The organism is Citrobacter portucalensis, from assembly GCF_023374935.1.
Lineage (GTDB): Bacteria > Pseudomonadota > Gammaproteobacteria > Enterobacterales > Enterobacteriaceae > Citrobacter > Citrobacter portucalensis.
The window spans coordinates 3,182,000-3,201,270 of the sequence record NZ_CP092466.1 but is presented as its reverse complement, the minus strand read 5'-3'; the positions used below and the strand labels follow the sequence as shown (position 1 = coordinate 3,201,270).

Here is a 19,271-nt window from a genome sequence, read left to right as displayed (position 1 = left end):
TTGCATTAAGGGTGTGGCTGGGAGTGCGGTGCTGTTCTATCAATATAGAAACGAACAAACGTTTTATATGATCGTAACTCGCAGCGGTGAAGGATCATTGCGATCCCTCAAGGATGATTAATCATTGAGGAACCCTTATGTGTACATTATTAAAGCGTATTTTAAATACCGGTTTGTGGGCTTTTTCTCTTTTAACCCTCCCCGCAATAGCGACGCAAATCTCACCCGGCGGGGTTATTCATTTTCGTGGTGCAATAGTTGAAGCACCTTGCGACGTTAACACTCGACAACAACAGATTGAATTGTCATGTATGCGTGATGGCACGATGAATAATAGTCTCTACGACCTGCAACAGGTCACGACAGCGCCTCAGAGTGTGCAACAAATTGCCACGGTGAAAATGCATTACCTCAATGAACACAAAAGCATGGCTATTCTGAATATTGAATATAAATGAATCATTCTGGCGTAGGTATGCACGCTTATGGCTAAAAAGTGAGATTTCAAGGAAAACCCTGCTGTACACTTAACGGAGAGTGTTTTGTCAGGGGGAACTTATGCAATCGCGTGTTCATGTGTTACAGGGCGACATTACGACGATCGCGGTAGATGTGATCGTCAATGCGGCCAACTCCTCGTTACTGGGAGGAGGTGGAGTCGATGGCGCGATTCATCGTGCTGCCGGGCCTGCGTTGTTGGAGGCCTGCAAACAGGTTATACAACAACAGGGAGAATGCCCGACCGGGCATGCCGTTATCACGCTGGCTGGCGCGCTTCCGGCAAAAGCAGTTATTCACACCGTCGGACCCGTCTGGCAAGGCGGTGATCACCACGAGGCTGAACGACTTGAAGAGGCCTATCTAAATACATTGCAACTGGCCTTAGCTAATGGTTATCAATCCATTGCTTTTCCTGCTATAAGCACCGGAGCTTATGGTTACCCACGTGCTGCAGCGGCAGAGATCGCGGTGAAAACGGTGTTGAAATTTATCACCCGACGTACGTTACCCGATCAAATATACTTCGTGTGCTTTGATGAAGAAAACGCTCGACTATACAAGAGATTACTTACCCAACAAGGCGATGAACGCACGGACTGATATGACGCGACTTGAGCGTGCCATTACGCCGCTATGCGTAAACCACCCGGGAGAATGCGGCATTCTGACGTTGGATGACAGCCTGGATGCGTTTGCTGCTCGCTATCGGTTGACGGAAATGGCGGAACGTACCCTGGATGTTCAGTATTACATCTGGGAAAGCGACATGTCCGGGCTATTGTTATTTTCCGTTTTGCTGGCCGCAGCGAAGCGGGGCGTCCGGGTGCGTTTGTTGCTGGATGATAACAACACGCCAGGTCTGGATGACACGCTGCGTTTGCTGGACAATCACCCTAATATTGAAGTCCGCCTGTTTAATCCCTTTTCCTTTCGCATCCTGCGTGCCCTGGGCTATTTAACCGATTTTGCCCGGTTGAATCGACGTATGCACAACAAAAGTTATACCGCTGACGGCGTCGTAACTCTTGTGGGGGGGCGAAATATAGGCGATGCCTATTTTGGCGCAGGCGAACAACCACTGTTTTCCGATCTGGACGTTATGGCTATTGGACCGGTTGTCCAGGATGTTGCAGACGACTTTGAGCGTTACTGGCACTGCCGCTCGGTTTCAACATTGCAAAACGTACTTGAGGTGGCTGAACCAGCTTCTACGCAAAAAATCGAACTTCCTGAATCCTGGTATAATGATGACATCACGCGTCGCTATCTACATAAGCTGGAAACCAGCCAGTTTATGACCCATCTCGATCAGAGGTCGCTGCCGCTAATTTGGGCGAAAACGCGCTTGCTGAGTGATGATCCTGCAAAAGGAGAGGGGAAAGCGCCGCGCCACTCACTATTACCGCAGCGTTTGTTTGACGTGATGGGATCTCCGACCGAGCGTATTGATATTATTTCCGCCTACTTTGTACCAACTCGCGCCGGTGTGGCGCAGCTCCTGAGACTGGTGAGAAAAGGCGTTAAGATCGCAATTTTAACTAATTCTCTGGCGGCGAATGATGTCGCAGTCGTTCACGCGGGCTATGCGCGTTGGCGAAAAAAACTCCTGCGCTACGGCGTGGAGTTATACGAGCTCAAACCAACCCGCGATAGCGTTTCAGCAGTACACGACCGGGGATTAACCGGTAATTCAGGCTCCAGCCTGCATGCGAAAACCTTCAGTATTGACGGTCGTAAAGTGTTTATCGGTTCGCTTAATTTTGATCCCCGTTCAACGCTGCTCAATACGGAAATGGGGTTTGTGATTGAGAGTGACGTACTGGCTGAGTTGATTCATAAACGTTTTATGCAAAGTCAGCGTGATATGGCCTGGCAACTACGTCTTGACCGTTGGGGCAGAATCAACTGGGTTGATCGGCTTTCTGGCAGCGAACAGGTACTGAAAAAAGAACCCGCTACAGGATTCTGGAAGCGGATTCTGGTGAGGCTTGCATCTGTGCTGCCCATTGAATGGCTGCTCTGAACCATTCAATACAAGAAAACTAACCGGCAACCGCCTTGTTTTTATCCTGCTTAATGGGCGGTTTACCCGAAAAGAGAAACTTCAGCACCGGGATCCGTAAATGGATTTCGTACAGTATGACCGCAATTCCAACCACAAAAAGCAGACCGCAGAGAAAACCCAGCAGATTAGACTTGATATGCGGTGTGATATACGCGCCAAAAAACAGCGTTAGCGGGTGGTGCACCAAATAGATGAACAGCGACGCGTTGACAAAATAGGTCACGCGAGCCGACTGGAAATTCAGTAAACGGTGGCCAAGCGAGAAGACAACGTTCACCATCCATAGCCCCATGACCATGGTAATGACATATTCGGTTTCATACATCCAGGCATCGCCGTTGCCGTAACGTTGATTGAGCAGGTATGCGACAAATGCGAATGCGGCGCCTAACGTGCAGCCGCGCGATGGCGTGGTAAACAGTGCTTTCAGATTCGGATTGATAAACGCCAGCGCACCGAGCATAAAGAAAGGCACATAGAACAACGTTTGCATAACGATAAAATTAAACATGCCATCGCTGAGAATCGAAGGGTAGAGGATGAAAATCGTTCTTCTGACGGCGGCATAGCCGACACCCAACAATATAAAAATCAGCGTTAATTTGGTCATCGACACCCCCGATGCAGAGGTACCGTCTCCACGCGATAGTCTGTTTTTCATCTGGGTAAATACCCACATGCTCAGGGTCGTTAACACCACTAGAACCAGCAAAAACCACAGATGGGAAATCAGTTCCCAGGCCAGCGCATTGTATTTGTCGTAGCCGCTGAGGGTATGCCAGCTGTCTGCTTTTCCCTTCACGTATTGCAGCATGATAAATTGCGGCAGCGTAAGCAGCGGAATCGCGGTCAGCATAGGGATCCCCACGCGTTCTACACGCACCTTCCACCAGCGTTTTAACGGATAGCGCAAAAAAAGCATGTAGGAAAAATAACCTGAAATGACAAAGAAGACCTGCATGCGAAATGCATGGATAAAGTCGTTAAAAAGGGTTAACCACCAAGACGGTTCTGCGCTGTTCACGTGCCAGGTGTGGGTGGAGTAGATCAATGAAATATGGAATGGGATCCCTAACAACATTAGCCAGGCACGGATGGAGTCAAGAAAATATTCACGTGGTGGTGATACAGAGCTCATAGACAGTTACGTATTCTCAGACTTTTCGTCTTATCCCTAAGACGAATAATGGTTACATTCGAGGGCAACCCTACACGAAGTCCAACAACCTGTCTCCAGGATAAGCACGCAAAGTGAAAACAGGCAGATGAACCTGCTTAAACCATGAGCCAGCGCGCGAACAATACAGGGATTCAGTTGTCGGAGTACCCGATTATCCATTAAAATGGATCGGATCAATATAAGCACACAAAGGGGGAAGTGCTTACTAATTATGAAACATAAACTACAAATGATGAAAATGCGTTGGTTGGGTGCAGCAGTCATGTTAACGCTGTACACATCATCGAGCTGGGCGTTCAGTATTGATGATGTTGCAAAACAAGCTCAATCCTTAGCCGGGAAAGGCTATGAGGCGCCAAAAAGTAACTTGCCCTCCGTTTTCCGCGACATGAAATATGCGGATTATCAACAGATCCAGTTCAATCGCGATAAAGCGTACTGGAGCAATCTCAAGACCCCATTTAAGCTCGAGTTCTACCACCAGGGTATGTACTTCGACACGCCGGTCAAAATCAACGAAGTTACCGCCACGGCGGTGAAAAGAATCAAATACAGCCCGGATTATTTTAATTTTGGCGATGTTCAGCATGATAAAGACACGGTAAAAGATCTCGGCTTCGCCGGGTTCAAAGTGCTGTATCCGATCAACAGCAAAGATAAAAACGATGAAATCGTCAGCATGCTCGGTGCCAGCTATTTTCGCGTTCTGGGTGCAGGTCAGGTCTACGGCCTGTCAGCGCGTGGCCTCGCGATTGATACCGCTCTGCCTTCTGGTGAAGAATTTCCCCGCTTCCGTGAGTTTTGGATCGAACGTCCGAAACCGACTGATAAACGTTTAACCATTTATGCTTTGTTGGATTCTCCGCGTGCAACCGGAGCGTATCGTTTTGTCATTATTCCAGGTCGTGACACGGTCGTGGATGTTCAGTCCAAAGTATACCTGCGCGACAAAGTGGGCAAACTGGGTGTGGCACCGTTAACCAGTATGTTCCTGTTTGGACCGAACCAGCCGTCTCCGGCGACAAACTATCGTCCGGAACTGCATGATTCTAACGGTTTGTCTATCCACGCGGGCAATGGGGAGTGGATTTGGCGTCCGCTGAATAACCCGAAACATCTCGCGGTGAGCAGCTTCGCAATGGAAAACCCGCAAGGATTCGGACTGTTGCAGCGTGGCCGTCAGTTCTCGCGTTTTGAAGATATCGACGATCGTTACGATCTGCGCCCAAGCGCCTGGATCACGCCAAAAGGTGACTGGGGTAAAGGTAAGATTGAGTTAGTTGAAATCCCAACTAACGATGAAACGAACGATAACATCGTTGCGTACTGGACGCCGGATCAACTGCCTGAAGCGGGCAAAGAGATGAACTTCAAGTACACTTTGACGTTCACGCGTGATGAAGACAAGCTTCATGCGCCGGAAAGCGCCTGGGTACAGCAGACTCGTCGTTCTACCGGTGATGTAAAACAGTCCAACCTGATTCGTCAGCCTGACGGTACCATCGCGTTTGTGGTGGACTTTACCGGCACAGATATGAAAAAGCTGCCGCAGGATACCCCGGTTACCGCACAAACCAGTATTGGCGACAACGGTGAAATCGTTGAAAGCACTGTGCGCTATAACCCGGTATCTAAAGGTTGGCGTTTGATGCTGCGCGTGAAAGTGAAAGACGTGAAGAAAACCACTGAAATGCGTGCTGCCTTGGTCAATGCCGATCAGACGCTGAGTGAAACCTGGAGCTACCAGTTACCTGCCAATGAATAAGACAACTGAGTATATTGACGCAATGCCGCTTTCGGATATCGAGAAAGCGGCACTGCCGAAAACTGACATCCGCGCCGTTCATCAGGCGTTGGATGCCGAGCATCGTACTTACTCGCGCGAAGATGATTCACCGCAGGGTTCTGTGAAAGCTCGCCTTGAGCAAGCATGGCCGGATTCTTTGGCTAAAGAGCAGTTGGTTAAGGACGATGAGGGCCGCGATCAGCTGCAGGCGATGCCAAAAGCAACGCGTACCTCTATGTTCCCCGATCCCTGGCGTACCAACCCGGTTGGTCGTTTTTGGGATCGCTTGCGTGGGCGCGATGTGACGCCGCGTTATCTTTCGCGTTTGACGAAAGAAGAACAGGAGAGCGAGCAAAAATGGCGTACCGTAGGCACCATCCGCCGCTATACGCTGTTGATTCTAACGCTGGCGCAAACGGTCGTAGCAACCTGGTATATGAAGACGATCCTCCCGTATCAGGGGTGGGCATTTATTAATCCGGTAGACATGATGGGGCAGGATTTATGGGTCTCCTTTATGCAATTGCTGCCCTACATGCTCCAGACCGGCATTCTTATTTTGTTTGCTGTGCTTTTCTGTTGGGTGTCTGCGGGATTCTGGACTGCGCTGATGGGCTTCTTGCAACTGTTGATTGGACGAGATAAGTACAGTATCTCGGCCTCAACGGTTGGGGACGAACCGCTGAATCCTGAACACCGTACCGCGCTGATTATGCCTATTTGTAACGAAGACGTTGATCGCGTATTTGCGGGACTGCGCGCTACGTGGGAATCGGTCAAAGCAACGGGCAACGCCGAACATTTCGATGTTTATATCCTGAGCGACAGCTACAACCCTGATATCTGCGTAGCAGAACAAAAAGCGTGGATGGAGCTGATTGCCGAAGTGCAGGGCGAAGGGCAGATTTTCTACCGCCGTCGTCGTCGTCGTGTGAAGCGTAAAAGCGGCAACATTGATGACTTCTGTCGCCGCTGGGGAAATCAGTACAGCTACATGGTGGTGCTGGACGCTGACTCAGTGATGAGTGGTGACTGTCTGAGCGGCCTGGTGCGTCTGATGGAAGCGAATCCGAATGCCGGGATTATCCAGTCTTCACCGAAGGCTTCCGGTATGGATACGCTGTATGCGCGCTGCCAGCAGTTTGCGACCCGTGTTTATGGACCGCTGTTTACCGCCGGGCTTCACTTCTGGCAGTTAGGGGAATCACACTACTGGGGCCACAACGCAATTATCCGCGTGAAGCCATTTATCGAGCACTGTGCGCTCGCGCCGTTACCGGGCGAAGGCTCGTTTGCGGGATCGATCCTCTCCCATGACTTCGTGGAAGCGGCATTGATGCGTCGTGCTGGCTGGGGCGTGTGGATTGCCTACGATCTGCCGGGCTCTTATGAAGAGCTGCCGCCGAACCTGCTGGATGAACTCAAGCGTGACCGCCGCTGGTGCCACGGCAACCTGATGAACTTCCGTTTGTTCCTGGTGAAAGGGATGCACCCGGTTCACCGTGCGGTATTCCTGACCGGTGTAATGTCCTATCTGTCTGCGCCGCTTTGGTTTATGTTCCTCGCGCTCTCTACCGCATTGCAGGTGGTGCATGCGTTGACGGAGCCGCAGTACTTCCTGCAACCGCGTCAGCTGTTCCCGGTATGGCCGCAATGGCGACCTGAACTGGCGATCGCGCTGTTTGCTTCAACGATGGTGCTGCTGTTCCTGCCGAAGCTGCTGAGTATCTTGCTCATCTGGTGTAAAGGGACGAAAGAGTACGGCGGGTTTATCCGCGTTACGCTGTCGCTGCTGCTGGAGGTTCTGTTCTCCGTGCTGCTGGCGCCGGTGCGTATGCTGTTCCACACCGTCTTCGTTGTAAGCGCCTTCCTCGGTTGGGAAGTTGTGTGGAATTCACCGCAGCGTGATGACGATTCGACCCCGTGGGGTGAAGCGTTTATGCGTCACGGTTCTCAGTTACTGCTGGGGCTGGTGTGGGCTGTGGGTATGGCCTGGCTGGATCTGCGTTTTCTGTTCTGGCTGGCACCGATTGTCTTCTCGCTGATCCTGTCACCGTTTGTTTCCGTGATTTCCAGCCGTTCCACGGTGGGGTTACGTACCAAGCGCTGGAAGCTGTTCCTGATCCCGGAAGAGTATTCTCCGCCGCAGGTGCTGGTGGATACCGATACCTATCTGGTGATGAACCGTAAACGTACGCTGGACGATGGCTTCATGCATGCGGTGTTTAATCCGTCGTTTAACGCACTGGCCACGGCTATGGCGACTGCACGCCACCGCGCCAGCAACGTGCTGGAGATTGCACGCGATCGTCATGTGGAACAGGCACTGAACGAAACGCCGGAGAAACTGAATCGCGATCGCCGCCTGGTGTTGTTGAGCGATCCTGTGACCATGGCGCGTTTACATTACCGTGTCTGGAATTCACCTGATAAGTATTCTTCGTGGGTGAACTACTATCAGGGACTGACACTGAACCCGCTGGCGCTCAGGAAAAAATAAGCGTTCTGTAACGTGAAAATACCGGCCTGGTGCCGGTATTTTTTTATATTGAATAGAATGAGTCGTGAGGTAGCCGGTGCGAATATTGGCTGTAGGAATAATGATCTTCTTCCTGAGCGGATGCGGCAGCATTATTAGTCGTACCATCCCAGGGCAAGGACACGGAAACCAATACTATCCTGGCGTGCAATGGGATGTTAGGGACTCCGCATGGCGCTACGTCACTATCCTCGATCTGCCATTTTCGCTGGTGTTTGATACGTTGCTGCTGCCGCTCGACATACATCATGGACCTTACGAGTAATTATCGCTCATCCCATTCATCGGCTGCGGCCTGTCCCTCTTCAGTATCAAGGGGAGGTTCCAGCTGGAATTCACCTTCATCCCACTCGTGAAGCGTATTTTCTTCCTGCCACTCCTGGCGGATTTCAATTTCATCATAGTCGCCATCAAAAACGCTCTGGGCCGCTTCTCCGCTCAGGATTGGAAGACATTCACCATCTACATCATCCTCGTCAGCAAAGAATTCCGCCTGCCACATAATGTCGCCATCCTGTAGCACGTATTTTTGGACGCTTAGCTGTTGAACGCTGGCGTTGTCTGACTCAAGGTCAGGGTTATCAGCCAGAAACACTTCACGAGCTGCATCAATAGCCTCTTCCAACGTGGCATAAAAATTCATGTCATTCTTTGCCATATTTCTTCTCCTAAGGCGAACAATAAAGAGGGATGATTCAATCTATAGACGGCGATCCGCAGAGCGTCAAACCCGCTAGCTGCGTGACTAACCCAATCAGATGATTACTGCCTGCAATGCCTACGAGACCAGGTGAAAGTAACTTCGGTAGTTTATGAAAAAATTTACATTGGCAGATACTGAAGTCGATGTAATATCAGGAAAAAAATTCAAGAAAAAAGAGTAATGTATGTGGTTTGCAATGTAGTAATGAAAATCAAAAAAATAAAAGCTGGCGTTGTATAAGAAAATCTTCAGTGTTAAACGTCATTTTTTATGTGTTTTAGAGGGGGAATGCGATTGCTTATGAATTAATATTGCATAACTCAATCAAAGTAAAGGAGAAAATTAATGCCCAATACGGAAGTGTTGCAGAGGTAATCAATGAAAGTGGCTAAACTTAGTGGTGTCTTTGGTAGTGACAAAGTATCTTTTGTGTGTGTTTTTTTTGAATGGTGTGAGTGATACTAACATAGTATACATAATAAAAAATTATTAATGACAAAGGTTATAAATCTATAAGAAACCATTAAATAAGAAATGAATTAATGTCATTGAAGTTGTGCGGGTTTAATAGTTTGCAAAATCTTATGCTTTATTATATAAAATGCAAAATTAAGAATGCCCTCAAGGTTGTTATGGATAACGGTAATTCAAATAATGGAAAGTTAATGGCTTTCTATATAATCTGTTTGGCTATCTATGTTCTTGGCGGTTTGTGTCTTACGCAATTTAAATTAACGATGCAAAGTGTCCCGCAAACAGTATATCTGATTATAATTGTAGGATTGTTCTTTTTATATGGGATAATTTTTCTGTTTATGTTGTTTCAGTATCTTTGTAGAAAAGATCTCACCTGCCTCATGATATTAGGTATGGCGTTTCTTGGAAATAACATTTTTTTCGTCGAGACTATCTACATCGTTCAGGACTTGATTAATGATTATGCTTCAATCGAAAAAAGAACTAACGATATTGCTATATTCTATTACTTTCGGCAGATTAGTTTCATCGCTCTGCTATTTATTTCATTGAAATCTTATAAAGTATCCTCGACAGTTATTGAAACCAAAGAAAGAGAACCTTGCTATATCGTTCTGTCTTGTATAATCATGCTTGTTATCGCGGTGGTGGCGCACGCTCTGGCCAGTTACAACCCTAATTTTACACTCGAGATCACAAGCCTGAAGCCTGATAATGTCACTGTGCACTGGCATATTGGGTACATTTATTCGCTTATTGTATTCTGGGGACTGGTCCTGTTGTATTTAATCATTAAAACCAGAACGCATAACATCCTGTGGAAAAGTATAGGGCTACTGTGTTGCTCAGCAATATTGACCAATGTACTACTTCTGAGCCTGGATGAATATAGCATGTATATTTGGTATGTTAGCCGGGGGATTGAGGTAATAAGTGCCCTGTGTATAATCTCAATACTGATGTACAACACCTTCATCATCTTAAAAAAAGAAACGGATTCAGCTATTAAAGACGCAATGACTAAAATATATAATCGTAAACTATTCTATAAGTCATTAAAATCATCATTAGCAAAAGGCGCAGTATGTGTAATGGTTCTGGATATTGATAAATTCAAACGGATTAACGATACCTACGGTCATCAGGAGGGTGACAGAGTAATAATCAGTATTGTTGATATTATCAATAAATCAATCAGAGATACGGATATTTTTGCCAGAGTAGGTGGCGAAGAATTTGCGATCCTTCTTAAGTGTAACGATAAAGATGAGGCAATTGTTGTTGCAGAGCGAATTAGGCGAAATGTAGAGAATGGTACGACAATACCAAACTCATATGAGTTAAAGGAAAAAATGACGATCAGTATCGGTGTATATTGCAGCAAAATTGATGATGAATCTGCGGATAAAGTTGTTTCATACGCCGATGCCGCTTTGTATGAAGCCAAAAATTCTGGCAGAAATAAGGTGTGTTACTATTATCATTAAGGTTGAAATATACGCCGTGTAAGATAAGTTTATTATTCCGAACCGGCGAATACAAATACACAAATCATCCCACGATCTCTGTACTCCGACGACGGCGCAGGCTATTCCACGAGTACAGGGCGTTAAACAGTACGACGCCCGCGGTCACGCAGAAAACAGCGCGAAAGCCGTAATTGGCGGATATTGCCGCCCCCATTAATGGTCCCGTTACGTTGCCGATGTCGCGAAATGACTGGTTGTAACTGAAAATACGTCCAGCTATTTGATTGGTCGAGTTGTAAACCAGCAGCGTTTGTACCGCCGGGAGCAGAGCGCCGTCGGCCGCACCCAATAAAAAGCGCAGAACACCAAGCTGCCAGGGCGTATGGACAAATGACATTGGAATAAGCAGTAACACAGAAACGATCAGCGCGACGATCAGGATCTTCTCCGGGCCAATTCGATCGCCTAATCTGCCAAGCTTCGGGGCGCTGATTAATGCCGCAACGCCGGGGACAGAGGCTATCATCCCACTGATAAACGCAATATTGCTGACGTTGCCAGCCAACTCTCGAACGTACAGGGTCAGTATTGGCGCGATAGAACCGGTGGCTACCTGAATGATCAAAGTGGTGATAAACAGGCTCAGCACCAGTTTGGGGTTCTTTAAAGAGGCCACGACTTCACGAATGTGCAGCATCTCTTTCTTGCTCACTGGCTGGAAACGCTCGCGGATAAAAAATAGCGTCAGGATGAAGCAGACCAGCAGCACGCTGGCGGTAATGAAAAATACAGGGCGTAATCCGTACTGATCCGCGAGCAGTCCGCCCGCTAGCGGCCCGAGCAGTGCGCCACTAACGCCACCGGTTGAAAGCGTTCCCAGTGCCCAGCCGCTTTTATTGCGTGGAACCTGGGTGGCGATCAGTGCATTCGCATTGGGGATGAATCCACCAAGCAGCCCTAACAAGGCGCGCAGGATTAAGAACTGCCAGATATTTTGCGCCAGTCCCATCAGCAGCATCACAATTGCCATGCCCAACGCGGAACGCAGCAGCATGATTTTTCGTCCTTTGCGATCGGCAAGGCCACCCCAGAAAGGAGAGGCAATGGCTGAAAAGAGAAAGGTAATGCTGAAGACCAGGCCTGACCACATATTCAGGGCGCTATGGCCCGTGACGCCGAGACTCTCGACGTAAAGGGGCAAAAAGGGCATGACCAGGCTAAATGCTGCGCCGGTTAAAAAACAACCTAACCAGGCAACGGTGAGGTTGCGTTTCCAGTTTATGGGGGCATCTGAGGGTGACATAGCGATCCGCAGTGTGATGCGCTGTTTGCGCTATCGATTGAATACAAGTAAGCAGGCTAATTATGCGCCTGGTTGATAGTTGCTGCAATGCGGATAGCAGTTAAACCTAAAGCGGGCAGGGAAGGTGTTGCAGCCCACAGGACTGCAACCGTGTTTTAGTACAGGGAAGGGGAGCCTTCAGGACGCGTCTTGAAGCGACGATGCAGCCACATATACTGTTCTGGCGCCATCATTATGCATTGCTCAACAATTTTGTTCATCCACGCGGCAGTGGTTTCTGCGTCGTCCAACGGTGGTGAGCATTCTGGAGGCAACATAATCAATTGATACCCTTTACCGTCAGGTTTGCGGCGGGGAACAAACGGTACCAGGCAGGCATTGGACATGCGCGAAAGCATCCAGGTCCCTGAGGTTGTTGCGGCTTGTTCAACGGCAAAAAGTGGTACAAACACGCTGGCGCGAGGGCCGTAATCATGATCCGGCGCGTACCAGACCACTTCGCCCTTTTTCAAGGCTTTAATCATCCCTTTCAGGTCTTTACGATCGAGCATTGATTTATTCGAGCGCATGCGGCCCCAGGTTTGTAGCCAGTCCAGCAGCGGATTGTCGTTAGGGCGATACACACCAATACCCGGCTCCTGCAAGCCAAACTGGCGCGCACCCAGTTCCAGAGTCAGAAAGTGCAGACCCACTAACAGAATCCCGCGTTTTTGCGCCTGAACGTCACGGATATGTTCCATTCCGATCACTTCCGTCCAGCGCGAAATACGCTTATCGGACCAAAACCAGGCCATCCCGGTTTCCATTACGCCCATGCCTACGGATTCGAAGTTCTTGACGACCATCTGCTGGCGTTCCTGCTCACTCATCTGCGGGAAGCACAGTTCCAGATTTCGGGAAACAATTTTTGCCCGACGTTTCATCAAACGTAGCGCCAGTCGACCTAACGCACAGCCCAACTTAAAGAGGATGGGGTACGGTAACTGCACGATTAACCAAAGGATGCCAATACCCAGCCAGGTTAACCAATAACGTGGATGCAGTAACGCAGCCGAAAACTTGGGTAAATTCGTCATGTCTATCCTGTCTTCAAACGACCAATTCCCTGTATTGTCGCATTTTTTCGCGCGTATCAAAAATTTGTGACGGGAGAACGGTGATTAATTCCGCAATTGTTGTTGCGATTTTATCGTGAAGTATGAAATGTAGCGTAAAATGTGTGGATGTAAATTGGCGATGTTTGCTTTATTATGCCGCCGATTTTCATTTATTCCTTATTTGCAGGATACGTACACCATGCCAGTGTTACACAACCGCATTTCGAACGACGCCCTCAAAGCCAAAATGCTGGCCGAGACCGAGCCGCGCACGACGATCTCATTCTATAAATATTTCACCATTGCCAATCCTCAGCACACGCGTGATGCGCTGTACCAGATGTTCACCGCATTGAACGTCTTTGGGCGAGTATATCTTGCCCATGAAGGAATTAACGCGCAAATCAGCGTACCGCAAAGCAACGTCGAGGCATTTCGCCAGCAACTATATGCGTTTGATGCTGCATTGAAGGATTTACGTCTGAATATAGCGCTGGATGATGACGGTAAATCGTTCTGGGTACTGCGTATGAAAGTCCGCGAACGTATCGTGGCGGATGGTATTGACGATCCAGACTTTGACGCCAGCAACGTGGGGGATTATCTCAAGGCTGCAGAAGTAAACGCCATGCTGGACGATCCTGACGCGGTATTCATTGATATGCGCAACCACTATGAATATGAGGTGGGTCATTTCGAGAATGCGCTGGAGATACCGGCAGACACGTTCCGCGACCAGTTGCCGAAAGCGGTTGAAATGATGCAGGCGCATAAAGATAAAAAAATCGTGATGTACTGCACGGGTGGGATCCGCTGTGAGAAAGCCAGCGCCTGGATGAAACACAATGGATTTAGCAAAGTCTGGCACATTGAGGGCGGTATTATTGAGTATGCCCGCAAGGCGCGTGAACAGGGGCTTCCGGTACGTTTTGTCGGTAAAAACTTTGTCTTTGATGAGCGTATGGGCGAAAGGATCTCTGAAGATGTTATCGCACATTGCCATCAGTGCGGCACGGCGTGCGATAGCCATACTAATTGCAAAAATGATGGCTGCCATCTGTTGTTTATTCAGTGCCCGGCTTGTGCGCAGAAATATAAAGGCTGCTGTAGCGAGCTGTGTAGCGAAGAGAGTGAGTTGCCGGAAGAGGAACAACGGCGTCGTCGTGCGGGGCGTGAAAATGGCAATAAAATCTTCAATAAATCACGCGGTCACCTGAATACCAAACTGGGTATTCCAGACCCTGCGCAATAACATGATGCCGGATGAGGGGCAGAACCTCATCCGGTAATTCATGCGTTACTTCTGCTGAACACCTTCCACTGAGATGATCAAATCGACTTCCTGCGATGCAGGGCCGAGATCGGTGGTGATGTTGAAATCCTTAAGCTTAATCTTACCTTGTGCTTCAAAACCAGCGCGCGTACCGCCCCAGGGATCGCCACCCTGACCGATGAGCTTCGCGTCAAGCGTAACCGGTTTGGTAACGCCGTTCAGGGTCAAATTACCGGTGATATCCAGGTCATTCCCCTCTTTTTTCACGCTGGTGGAACTGAAGGTCGCCTGCGGGAATTTTGCCACGTTAAGGAAATCTGCACTGCGCAGATGCTTGTCGCGTTCGGCGTGATTAGTGTCAACGCTGTTGGTGTTGATGGTTACGTTAACCTTATCGGCTGCGGGATTTTTCTCATCAAAGGTAAACGTACCGTCGAAATCTTTGAAAGTGCCGTACAGCCAGCTGTAACCCAGATGCTGAATACGGAAATTAACAAAGGCATGCTGTCCTTCCTTGTCAATTTTGTAATCTGCCGCCACGGCCGACCCGGTGGTGAATAAAAGAGAAGCGAGTGTAAGTCCCAGCAGGTTTTTTTTCATTTTAAGCTCCATAGTCAGATGACGATTTTCCCAACATGCGATTGAGGGTATCGTCGTTATCAATAAAGTGATGTTTCAGGGCCATCAGTCCGTGTAGTAGGGATAAAATCACCACGATCCACGCAAGCCACAGGTGCAAGCTACCGGCGAGGTCGGCCTGGGTACCCGCATTGGCCAGGGTGGCAGGAATGTCAAACCAGCCAAAGACGCTTATCGCTTTGCCATCTGCGGTGGAAATCAGATATCCACTGATGACAATCGAAAAGAGCAGCAAATAAAGTGCGAGGTGACCCAGTGCCGCTGCGATACGGGTCAAACGGGAGTAGCTTGCCAACGCAGCAGGCGGAGGGGAGAACAACCGCCAGACAACGCGGATAACCAGTCCCATCATGAGTAGGATGCCGATGCTTTTATGCAGTTCGGGGGCCTGGTGATACCAGCCGTCGTAATAGCTGAGCGTGACCATCCATAACCCCAACGCAAACATGCCATATACAGCAATCGCAATCAGCCAATGTAATGTGGCTGACACTACGCCATAGCGCTGTGGAGTATTATTGAATTGCATAAGCACACCGATTGATATTTCAGAAGTGAATGAAAATGGCGTGTAAAAGACATTAATGCAACTAATAAATAACAATAGTGATGATATTTATTTTTTGTTCAATAAAGTTGACTGATTGTTGAGGTAATCATCAAGGGATTAGTGCGAAAATATGTGGCGGGGCTTAGTCTATGGGATGTTATGGTTTTTGTTATTATTCAGTTTATTGCAATGAAAATTAAGCTAATCTCAATTTTTGTCAATTATTGTCAGCGCGCAGGAATCAGAAAAACATAATATATATTACATCCATAATGGCCAGCAGTGACCATAAAATAATGTAGAGCATAAGATGCTCGCGAATATTATTAACCAGATAGTGAAAGATACGGCGCATTGACGTTATTCCTGTCATTAAAAATGGCCTCACCAACGAGGCCATTCATTTATTATCACTTAAAACGGCTTAGCCTGAAGGGGGTCAGGTCAAAGTCAGACGGTTTGTCCTGAGCGAAGTCTGCCGCAATCTCTCCCAGTACAGAGGCAAACTTAAAGCCATGTCCGCTCAGTCCGGTAATGATCAGCGTGTTGTCATGTTCCGGCAGAGTATCAATTATAAAGTCTTCATCTGGTGAATTATCGTAAGTGCAGGATGCGCCGTGCAGGCAACAGCCAACGCCAGGCAGAATTGTGCGCAGGAATGGGAAGGCTTCAGAACCGTCGCTGGCTACAGCGGCAAATGGCTTACGCTCTTCTGCAGAATGGATTACCTGTCCGCCATTGTGCTTACCAATTTTCAGCTCGTCGTTTTCAGCCGGGAAACCGTAGTATTGATCGCCATTTGGCAGCTCGCCGGTGAAAGCCGGGAAGTTATTCTTAACGCTGTAGCGCCCATCGGCCTGATACCAGGCGAACACTTTGCGCACCGGTTGTATCGGTAGTTCAGGGACTAAAGCCTGCACCCAGGTACCGGCGCTGATCACTACTTTTTTCGCATGGTAGTCACCGTCAGCCGTTTCTACCGTGATGCCATCATCACCGTGATGAATTGCGCTGACCGGGCATTTAAACAGTTGCGCACAGCCTGCTTCTTCCGCCAGACGGATCCAGGTTTTAATTGCTAACTCACTGCGTAAAAAACCGGACTCCGCTTCAAACAGACCGATATAGTTGTCAGGAACGCGAATTTCCGGCCAGCGAGCCATGATGGCCGCTGCATCTAATTGTTCAACGTTAAGTTGCCACTGTTTTGCGCTTTGCGCTGCAGTTGCTATGAAGGTTGACCCTGCCGGACCGAGGTTGATAACTCCGGAGCGAACAAAAATCGGTTCTTCATTATGGGTGGACAGTTCATCCCACAATGTTTGCGCACGTAGCACCAGCGGAACGTATTTTTCGCCTTCGCCATAAGCATGACGAATTAATCGAGTATCGCCGTGGTGGCTGCCCTGTTGATGTGGTGGCATATGCGCATCGATCATCAGAACCTTCAGACCGGCACGAGTGGCATAGTATCCAGCTGCGGCGCCTACCGAACCGCTGCCAATAATGATTAAGTCGTATTTCATCCGCTTCTCTCTGCAATCGCGATAGTAGAAGGGTAAATAACTGACCTGGAATATTCAACCTGGAAATAAGAAAGGCACCGCTAAGGTGCCTTTGATGGTTGGATGTATCAGGTTTAATGTCGCTGATACTCATTTACCTGGTAATCGCCAGATTCAATTTTGGCGATTCCTGCTTCTAATATCGAAATAAATTGCCTGGCAACATCAGTGGTTAACCAGAGCGTTTGACCAACTTCAGTCCCATCCGGGTCAGGGCGGTTCGGGGTTTGGTAGTGCAAACGCAGCATCAGCGCATCGTAGCTATCAACAGTGCTGATGTCCCACCCTACAAGCGGATGAGTCTGAATGACTTCATTATTCTTTTCCATCATGCCCCCTAATTCGTGTTACTAGACAACGGTTTTCGAGGTTCAATGCGTTTTTTTCTGAAGCAACTTCAGTATATCAATAAATAAGGGTATTCATTGAAAATTTAAAGAGGGAAGGGCATAAAATTTTTGTTTTCAGCGTTATCTGACTAAGAAACCGACATGTTATTCATTTTTTTTTAGTATGTTGCACAATTATTTTGTTGTTTTGGTTAAAAGATAATCGGTGGGTTAATATTAAATTAAATGCTCGTCAGAAGAAATGCGCGATTGATTACAAGATAGCGTGTATAAAAAAGCCGGGGCGACCCGGCAAACAAACATCACTGCATATCGTTATTTATTCGTTGATGAACCAGTCATCCGCGCTTTCCCAGGTTTCCTGTAGGATCTCGCTGATGCGTTCTTTGTCCTCTTTGGTCGCGCCAATAACCGACAGATTGTTTGCGCCGGCATAACGGACGGTAACGTTACCTTCGTTATCCGGAAAATGGTGCTGAATACGGCGGGAGAGTTCACCTGCCAGTGCGTCAATTGCACCGGCAGGTAAAGGTGAAGTTTTGGCAATAGTGACTTCAATACGCATAGTAGCCCCCTGTTGAACATGCTGTTTATTTATACAGTTATTCGAATCAGTTGGCTACACTTTTTTTAGCTTTTTACTGACCAGCGTACCGTTTCGCCACCCAGGAAAGGCACCAGCGTATCGTCTTCCAACGCTATGCTCTCAGGAACAAGGTGCTCCATGCGTTCCAGCTCAATAAAGGTCTCATTTACCGGCAAACCATAGAACTGTGGGCCGTTGAGTGAGCAGAAGGCTTCGAAATGGTCCAGCGCATTCATCTCTTCAAACACGGTGGCATAGCTGCCTAGTGCGGTCGGTGCATTAAAGCATCCAGCACAGCCACAGCTTGACTCTTTGCGATGACGTGCGTGCGGCGCTGAGTCGGTACCGAGGAAGGCGCGCGTAAACCCGCTGGCAACCAGTTCACGCAGCGCCTGTTGGTGGACGTTACGTTTGAGGATCGGCAGGCAGTACAGGTGAGGACGAATCCCGCCAACCAGCATGTGGTTGCGGTTAAACATCAGGTGCTGTGGCGTAATAGTCGCTGCCAGAAGCTCGTTACCGTCGCGCACGTATTCGGCAGCATCTCTGGTAGTGATATGCTCGAATACTACTTTCAGCGATGTCAAACGCTGGCGCAGCGGTTCCATCACCGTTTCAATAAAGCGCGCTTCGCGATCGAAAATATCGATATCTGCATGCGTCACTTCGCCGTGCACCAGCAGCGGCATACCCAATTTTTCCATCCTCTCCAGCACCGGCATGATGGCGTCAATAGAGGTTACGCCATGCGTCGAGTTGGTGGTGGCATTGGCCGGATAGAGTTTTGCTGCGGTGAAGACGCCTTCGTTAAATCCACGTTCCAGCTCGTTGGGATCCAGCGTATCCGTTAAGTAGCAGGTCATTAATGGTGTGAAGTCGTGTCCGGCAGGTACCGCGTCAAGAATGCGCTGGCGATAAGCAATAGCCGCGTCAACCGTGGTGACGGGCGGTGCCAGGTTCGGCATGACAATGGCGCGACCATAAATTTCACTGGTGTAGGGCACGACAGTTTTTAACATGTCGCCATCGCGAAAGTGAAGATGCCAGTCGTCTGGGCGGCGGATCTTTAAAACCTGGGATGGTGCAGTCATCAATATGCTCCGGCTGAGGATAGTCTTTTTTGCCGGAAACAAAGGATAAGCGGAAACGTTTTCGTTTGCACGAAAAAAAAGGGCGCATCGGCGCCCT

Annotated in this window: 19 protein-coding genes; 8 read left to right on the top strand and 11 right to left on the bottom strand. The window is 48.6% G+C overall.

All coding sequences use genetic code 11. The annotated features are described in order from the left end of the window. Window positions 1–137: 137 nt before the first annotated feature. The 3 genes from LY264_RS15675 to LY264_RS15665 all read left to right on the top strand — a co-directional run bounded on the left by LY264_RS15675 (window position 138) and on the right by LY264_RS15665 (window position 2,524). On the top strand, window positions 138–458 hold the full coding sequence (locus tag LY264_RS15675; RefSeq protein ID WP_071692200.1) for a type 1 fimbrial protein: 321 nt from the start codon (window positions 138–140) through the stop codon (window positions 456–458). Between the two features lie 100 nt (window positions 459–558). Beyond that, the gene (gene ymdB / locus LY264_RS15670; protein ID WP_003832103.1) at window positions 559–1,101 is read left to right on the top strand and encodes an O-acetyl-ADP-ribose deacetylase; all 543 of its coding nucleotides are present in this window, start codon (window positions 559–561) and stop codon (window positions 1,099–1,101) included. After that, entirely contained in the window at window positions 1,034–2,524 is a 1,491-nt protein-coding gene (locus LY264_RS15665; RefSeq protein ID WP_375293801.1) for a phospholipase D family protein, read from the top strand. The genes ymdB and LY264_RS15665 overlap by 68 nt, the downstream gene beginning before the upstream one ends. 19 nt (window positions 2,525–2,543) lie before the next feature. On the opposite strand, the gene mdoC is transcribed toward LY264_RS15665, so the two are convergent. After that, on the bottom strand, window positions 2,544–3,704 hold the full coding sequence (gene mdoC, locus LY264_RS15660; protein WP_008784343.1) for a glucans biosynthesis protein MdoC: 1,161 nt from the start codon (window positions 3,702–3,704) through the stop codon (window positions 2,544–2,546). A gap of 271 nt (window positions 3,705–3,975) precedes the next feature. On the opposite strand from mdoC, the gene mdoG reads away from it, so the two are divergent. From mdoG to LY264_RS15645, 3 genes are all read left to right on the top strand, one after another. Then, entirely contained in the window at window positions 3,976–5,511 is a 1,536-nt protein-coding gene (gene mdoG, locus LY264_RS15655; RefSeq protein WP_103014639.1) for a glucans biosynthesis protein MdoG, read from the top strand. Beyond that, a complete protein-coding gene (gene mdoH / locus LY264_RS15650; RefSeq protein ID WP_032941800.1) occupies window positions 5,504–8,032 on the top strand; it encodes a glucans biosynthesis glucosyltransferase MdoH in 2,529 nt (842 codons plus the stop codon). Before mdoG ends, mdoH begins: the two co-directional genes overlap by 8 nt. Before the next feature lie 100 nt (window positions 8,033–8,132). Continuing rightward, complete coding sequence (locus LY264_RS15645; protein ID WP_003036125.1) at window positions 8,133–8,336, top strand: YceK/YidQ family lipoprotein; 204 nt, start codon at window positions 8,133–8,135, stop codon at window positions 8,334–8,336. Here the strand turns inward: LY264_RS15645 and LY264_RS15640 are convergent, their stop codons facing one another. Further along, a complete protein-coding gene (locus LY264_RS15640; protein ID WP_048227052.1) occupies window positions 8,337–8,714 on the bottom strand; it encodes a MysB family protein in 378 nt (125 codons plus the stop codon). Window positions 8,715–9,316: 602 nt separating this feature from the next. On the opposite strand from LY264_RS15640, the gene LY264_RS15635 reads away from it, so the two are divergent. Then, window positions 9,317–10,738, top strand: coding sequence for a sensor domain-containing diguanylate cyclase (locus tag LY264_RS15635; protein WP_081365273.1), 1,422 nt, complete (start codon window positions 9,317–9,319; stop codon window positions 10,736–10,738). 64 nt (window positions 10,739–10,802) lie between these two features. Here the strand turns inward: LY264_RS15635 and mdtG are convergent, their stop codons facing one another. Continuing rightward, complete coding sequence (gene mdtG / locus LY264_RS15630) at window positions 10,803–12,023, bottom strand: multidrug efflux MFS transporter MdtG (protein WP_048226982.1); 1,221 nt, start codon at window positions 12,021–12,023, stop codon at window positions 10,803–10,805. Window positions 12,024–12,178: 155 nt separating this feature from the next. Continuing rightward, window positions 12,179–13,099, bottom strand: coding sequence for a Kdo(2)-lipid IV(A) acyltransferase (locus LY264_RS15625; protein ID WP_003036136.1), 921 nt, complete (start codon window positions 13,097–13,099; stop codon window positions 12,179–12,181). 220 nt (window positions 13,100–13,319) lie between these two features. Here LY264_RS15625 and trhO point away from each other — a divergent pair, with 220 nt between their 5' ends. Beyond that, window positions 13,320–14,372, top strand: coding sequence for an oxygen-dependent tRNA uridine(34) hydroxylase TrhO (gene trhO / locus LY264_RS15620; RefSeq protein WP_048226980.1), 1,053 nt, complete (start codon window positions 13,320–13,322; stop codon window positions 14,370–14,372). A 45-nt stretch (window positions 14,373–14,417) separates the two neighbouring features. Here the strand turns inward: trhO and LY264_RS15615 are convergent, their stop codons facing one another. The 7 genes from LY264_RS15615 to pyrC all read right to left on the bottom strand — a co-directional run bounded on the left by LY264_RS15615 (window position 14,418) and on the right by pyrC (window position 19,174). Next, on the bottom strand, window positions 14,418–14,993 hold the full coding sequence (locus LY264_RS15615; protein WP_003832130.1) for a YceI family protein: 576 nt from the start codon (window positions 14,991–14,993) through the stop codon (window positions 14,418–14,420). A 1-nt stretch (window position 14,994) separates the two neighbouring features. After that, window positions 14,995–15,561, bottom strand: coding sequence for a cytochrome b (locus LY264_RS15610; RefSeq protein WP_048226978.1), 567 nt, complete (start codon window positions 15,559–15,561; stop codon window positions 14,995–14,997). A 262-nt stretch (window positions 15,562–15,823) separates the two neighbouring features. Next, on the bottom strand, window positions 15,824–15,937 hold the full coding sequence (locus tag LY264_RS15605) for a YceO family protein (protein WP_003036148.1): 114 nt from the start codon (window positions 15,935–15,937) through the stop codon (window positions 15,824–15,826). 55 nt (window positions 15,938–15,992) lie between these two features. Further along, the gene (gene solA, locus LY264_RS15600; RefSeq protein WP_048226976.1) at window positions 15,993–17,108 is read right to left on the bottom strand and encodes an N-methyl-L-tryptophan oxidase; all 1,116 of its coding nucleotides are present in this window, start codon (window positions 17,106–17,108) and stop codon (window positions 15,993–15,995) included. Window positions 17,109–17,221: 113 nt separating this feature from the next. Beyond that, window positions 17,222–17,476: a biofilm formation regulator BssS gene (gene bssS / locus LY264_RS15595; RefSeq protein ID WP_003036154.1), complete on the bottom strand. Its 255-nt coding sequence runs from the start codon at window positions 17,474–17,476 to the stop codon at window positions 17,222–17,224. A gap of 340 nt (window positions 17,477–17,816) precedes the next feature. Continuing rightward, a complete protein-coding gene (gene dinI / locus LY264_RS15590) occupies window positions 17,817–18,062 on the bottom strand; it encodes a DNA damage-inducible protein I (RefSeq protein WP_003036157.1) in 246 nt (81 codons plus the stop codon). A gap of 65 nt (window positions 18,063–18,127) precedes the next feature. After that, a complete protein-coding gene (pyrC, locus tag LY264_RS15585) occupies window positions 18,128–19,174 on the bottom strand; it encodes a dihydroorotase (RefSeq protein WP_048226973.1) in 1,047 nt (348 codons plus the stop codon). Window positions 19,175–19,271: the final 97 nt, after the last annotated feature.

What these genes read in the sequence shown, in the direction of transcription:
- LY264_RS15675 (WP_071692200.1), top strand. Translation starts at nt 138, where the DNA reads ATGTGTACATTATTAAAGCGTATTTTAAATACCGGTTTGTGGGCTTTT.
- ymdB (WP_003832103.1), top strand. Translation starts at nt 559, where the DNA reads ATGCAATCGCGTGTTCATGTGTTACAGGGCGACATTACGACGATCGCG.
- mdoC (WP_008784343.1), bottom strand. Translation starts at nt 3,704, where the DNA reads ATGAGCTCTGTATCACCACCACGTGAATATTTTCTTGACTCCATCCGT.
- mdoG (WP_103014639.1), top strand. Translation starts at nt 3,976, where the DNA reads ATGATGAAAATGCGTTGGTTGGGTGCAGCAGTCATGTTAACGCTGTAC.
- mdoH (WP_032941800.1), top strand. Translation starts at nt 5,504, where the DNA reads ATGAATAAGACAACTGAGTATATTGACGCAATGCCGCTTTCGGATATC.
- LY264_RS15645 (WP_003036125.1), top strand. Translation starts at nt 8,133, where the DNA reads ATGATCTTCTTCCTGAGCGGATGCGGCAGCATTATTAGTCGTACCATC.
- LY264_RS15640 (WP_048227052.1), bottom strand. Translation starts at nt 8,714, where the DNA reads ATGAATTTTTATGCCACGTTGGAAGAGGCTATTGATGCAGCTCGTGAA.
- LY264_RS15635 (WP_081365273.1), top strand. Translation starts at nt 9,317, where the DNA reads ATGTCATTGAAGTTGTGCGGGTTTAATAGTTTGCAAAATCTTATGCTT.
- mdtG (WP_048226982.1), bottom strand. Translation starts at nt 12,023, where the DNA reads ATGTCACCCTCAGATGCCCCCATAAACTGGAAACGCAACCTCACCGTT.
- LY264_RS15625 (WP_003036136.1), bottom strand. Translation starts at nt 13,099, where the DNA reads ATGACGAATTTACCCAAGTTTTCGGCTGCGTTACTGCATCCACGTTAT.
- trhO (WP_048226980.1), top strand. Translation starts at nt 13,320, where the DNA reads ATGCCAGTGTTACACAACCGCATTTCGAACGACGCCCTCAAAGCCAAA.
- LY264_RS15615 (WP_003832130.1), bottom strand. Translation starts at nt 14,993, where the DNA reads ATGAAAAAAAACCTGCTGGGACTTACACTCGCTTCTCTTTTATTCACC.
- LY264_RS15610 (WP_048226978.1), bottom strand. Translation starts at nt 15,561, where the DNA reads ATGCAATTCAATAATACTCCACAGCGCTATGGCGTAGTGTCAGCCACA.
- LY264_RS15605 (WP_003036148.1), bottom strand. Translation starts at nt 15,937, where the DNA reads ATGCGCCGTATCTTTCACTATCTGGTTAATAATATTCGCGAGCATCTT.
- solA (WP_048226976.1), bottom strand. Translation starts at nt 17,108, where the DNA reads ATGAAATACGACTTAATCATTATTGGCAGCGGTTCGGTAGGCGCCGCA.
- bssS (WP_003036154.1), bottom strand. Translation starts at nt 17,476, where the DNA reads ATGGAAAAGAATAATGAAGTCATTCAGACTCATCCGCTTGTAGGGTGG.
- dinI (WP_003036157.1), bottom strand. Translation starts at nt 18,062, where the DNA reads ATGCGTATTGAAGTCACTATTGCCAAAACTTCACCTTTACCTGCCGGT.
- pyrC (WP_048226973.1), bottom strand. Translation starts at nt 19,174, where the DNA reads ATGACTGCACCATCCCAGGTTTTAAAGATCCGCCGCCCAGACGACTGG.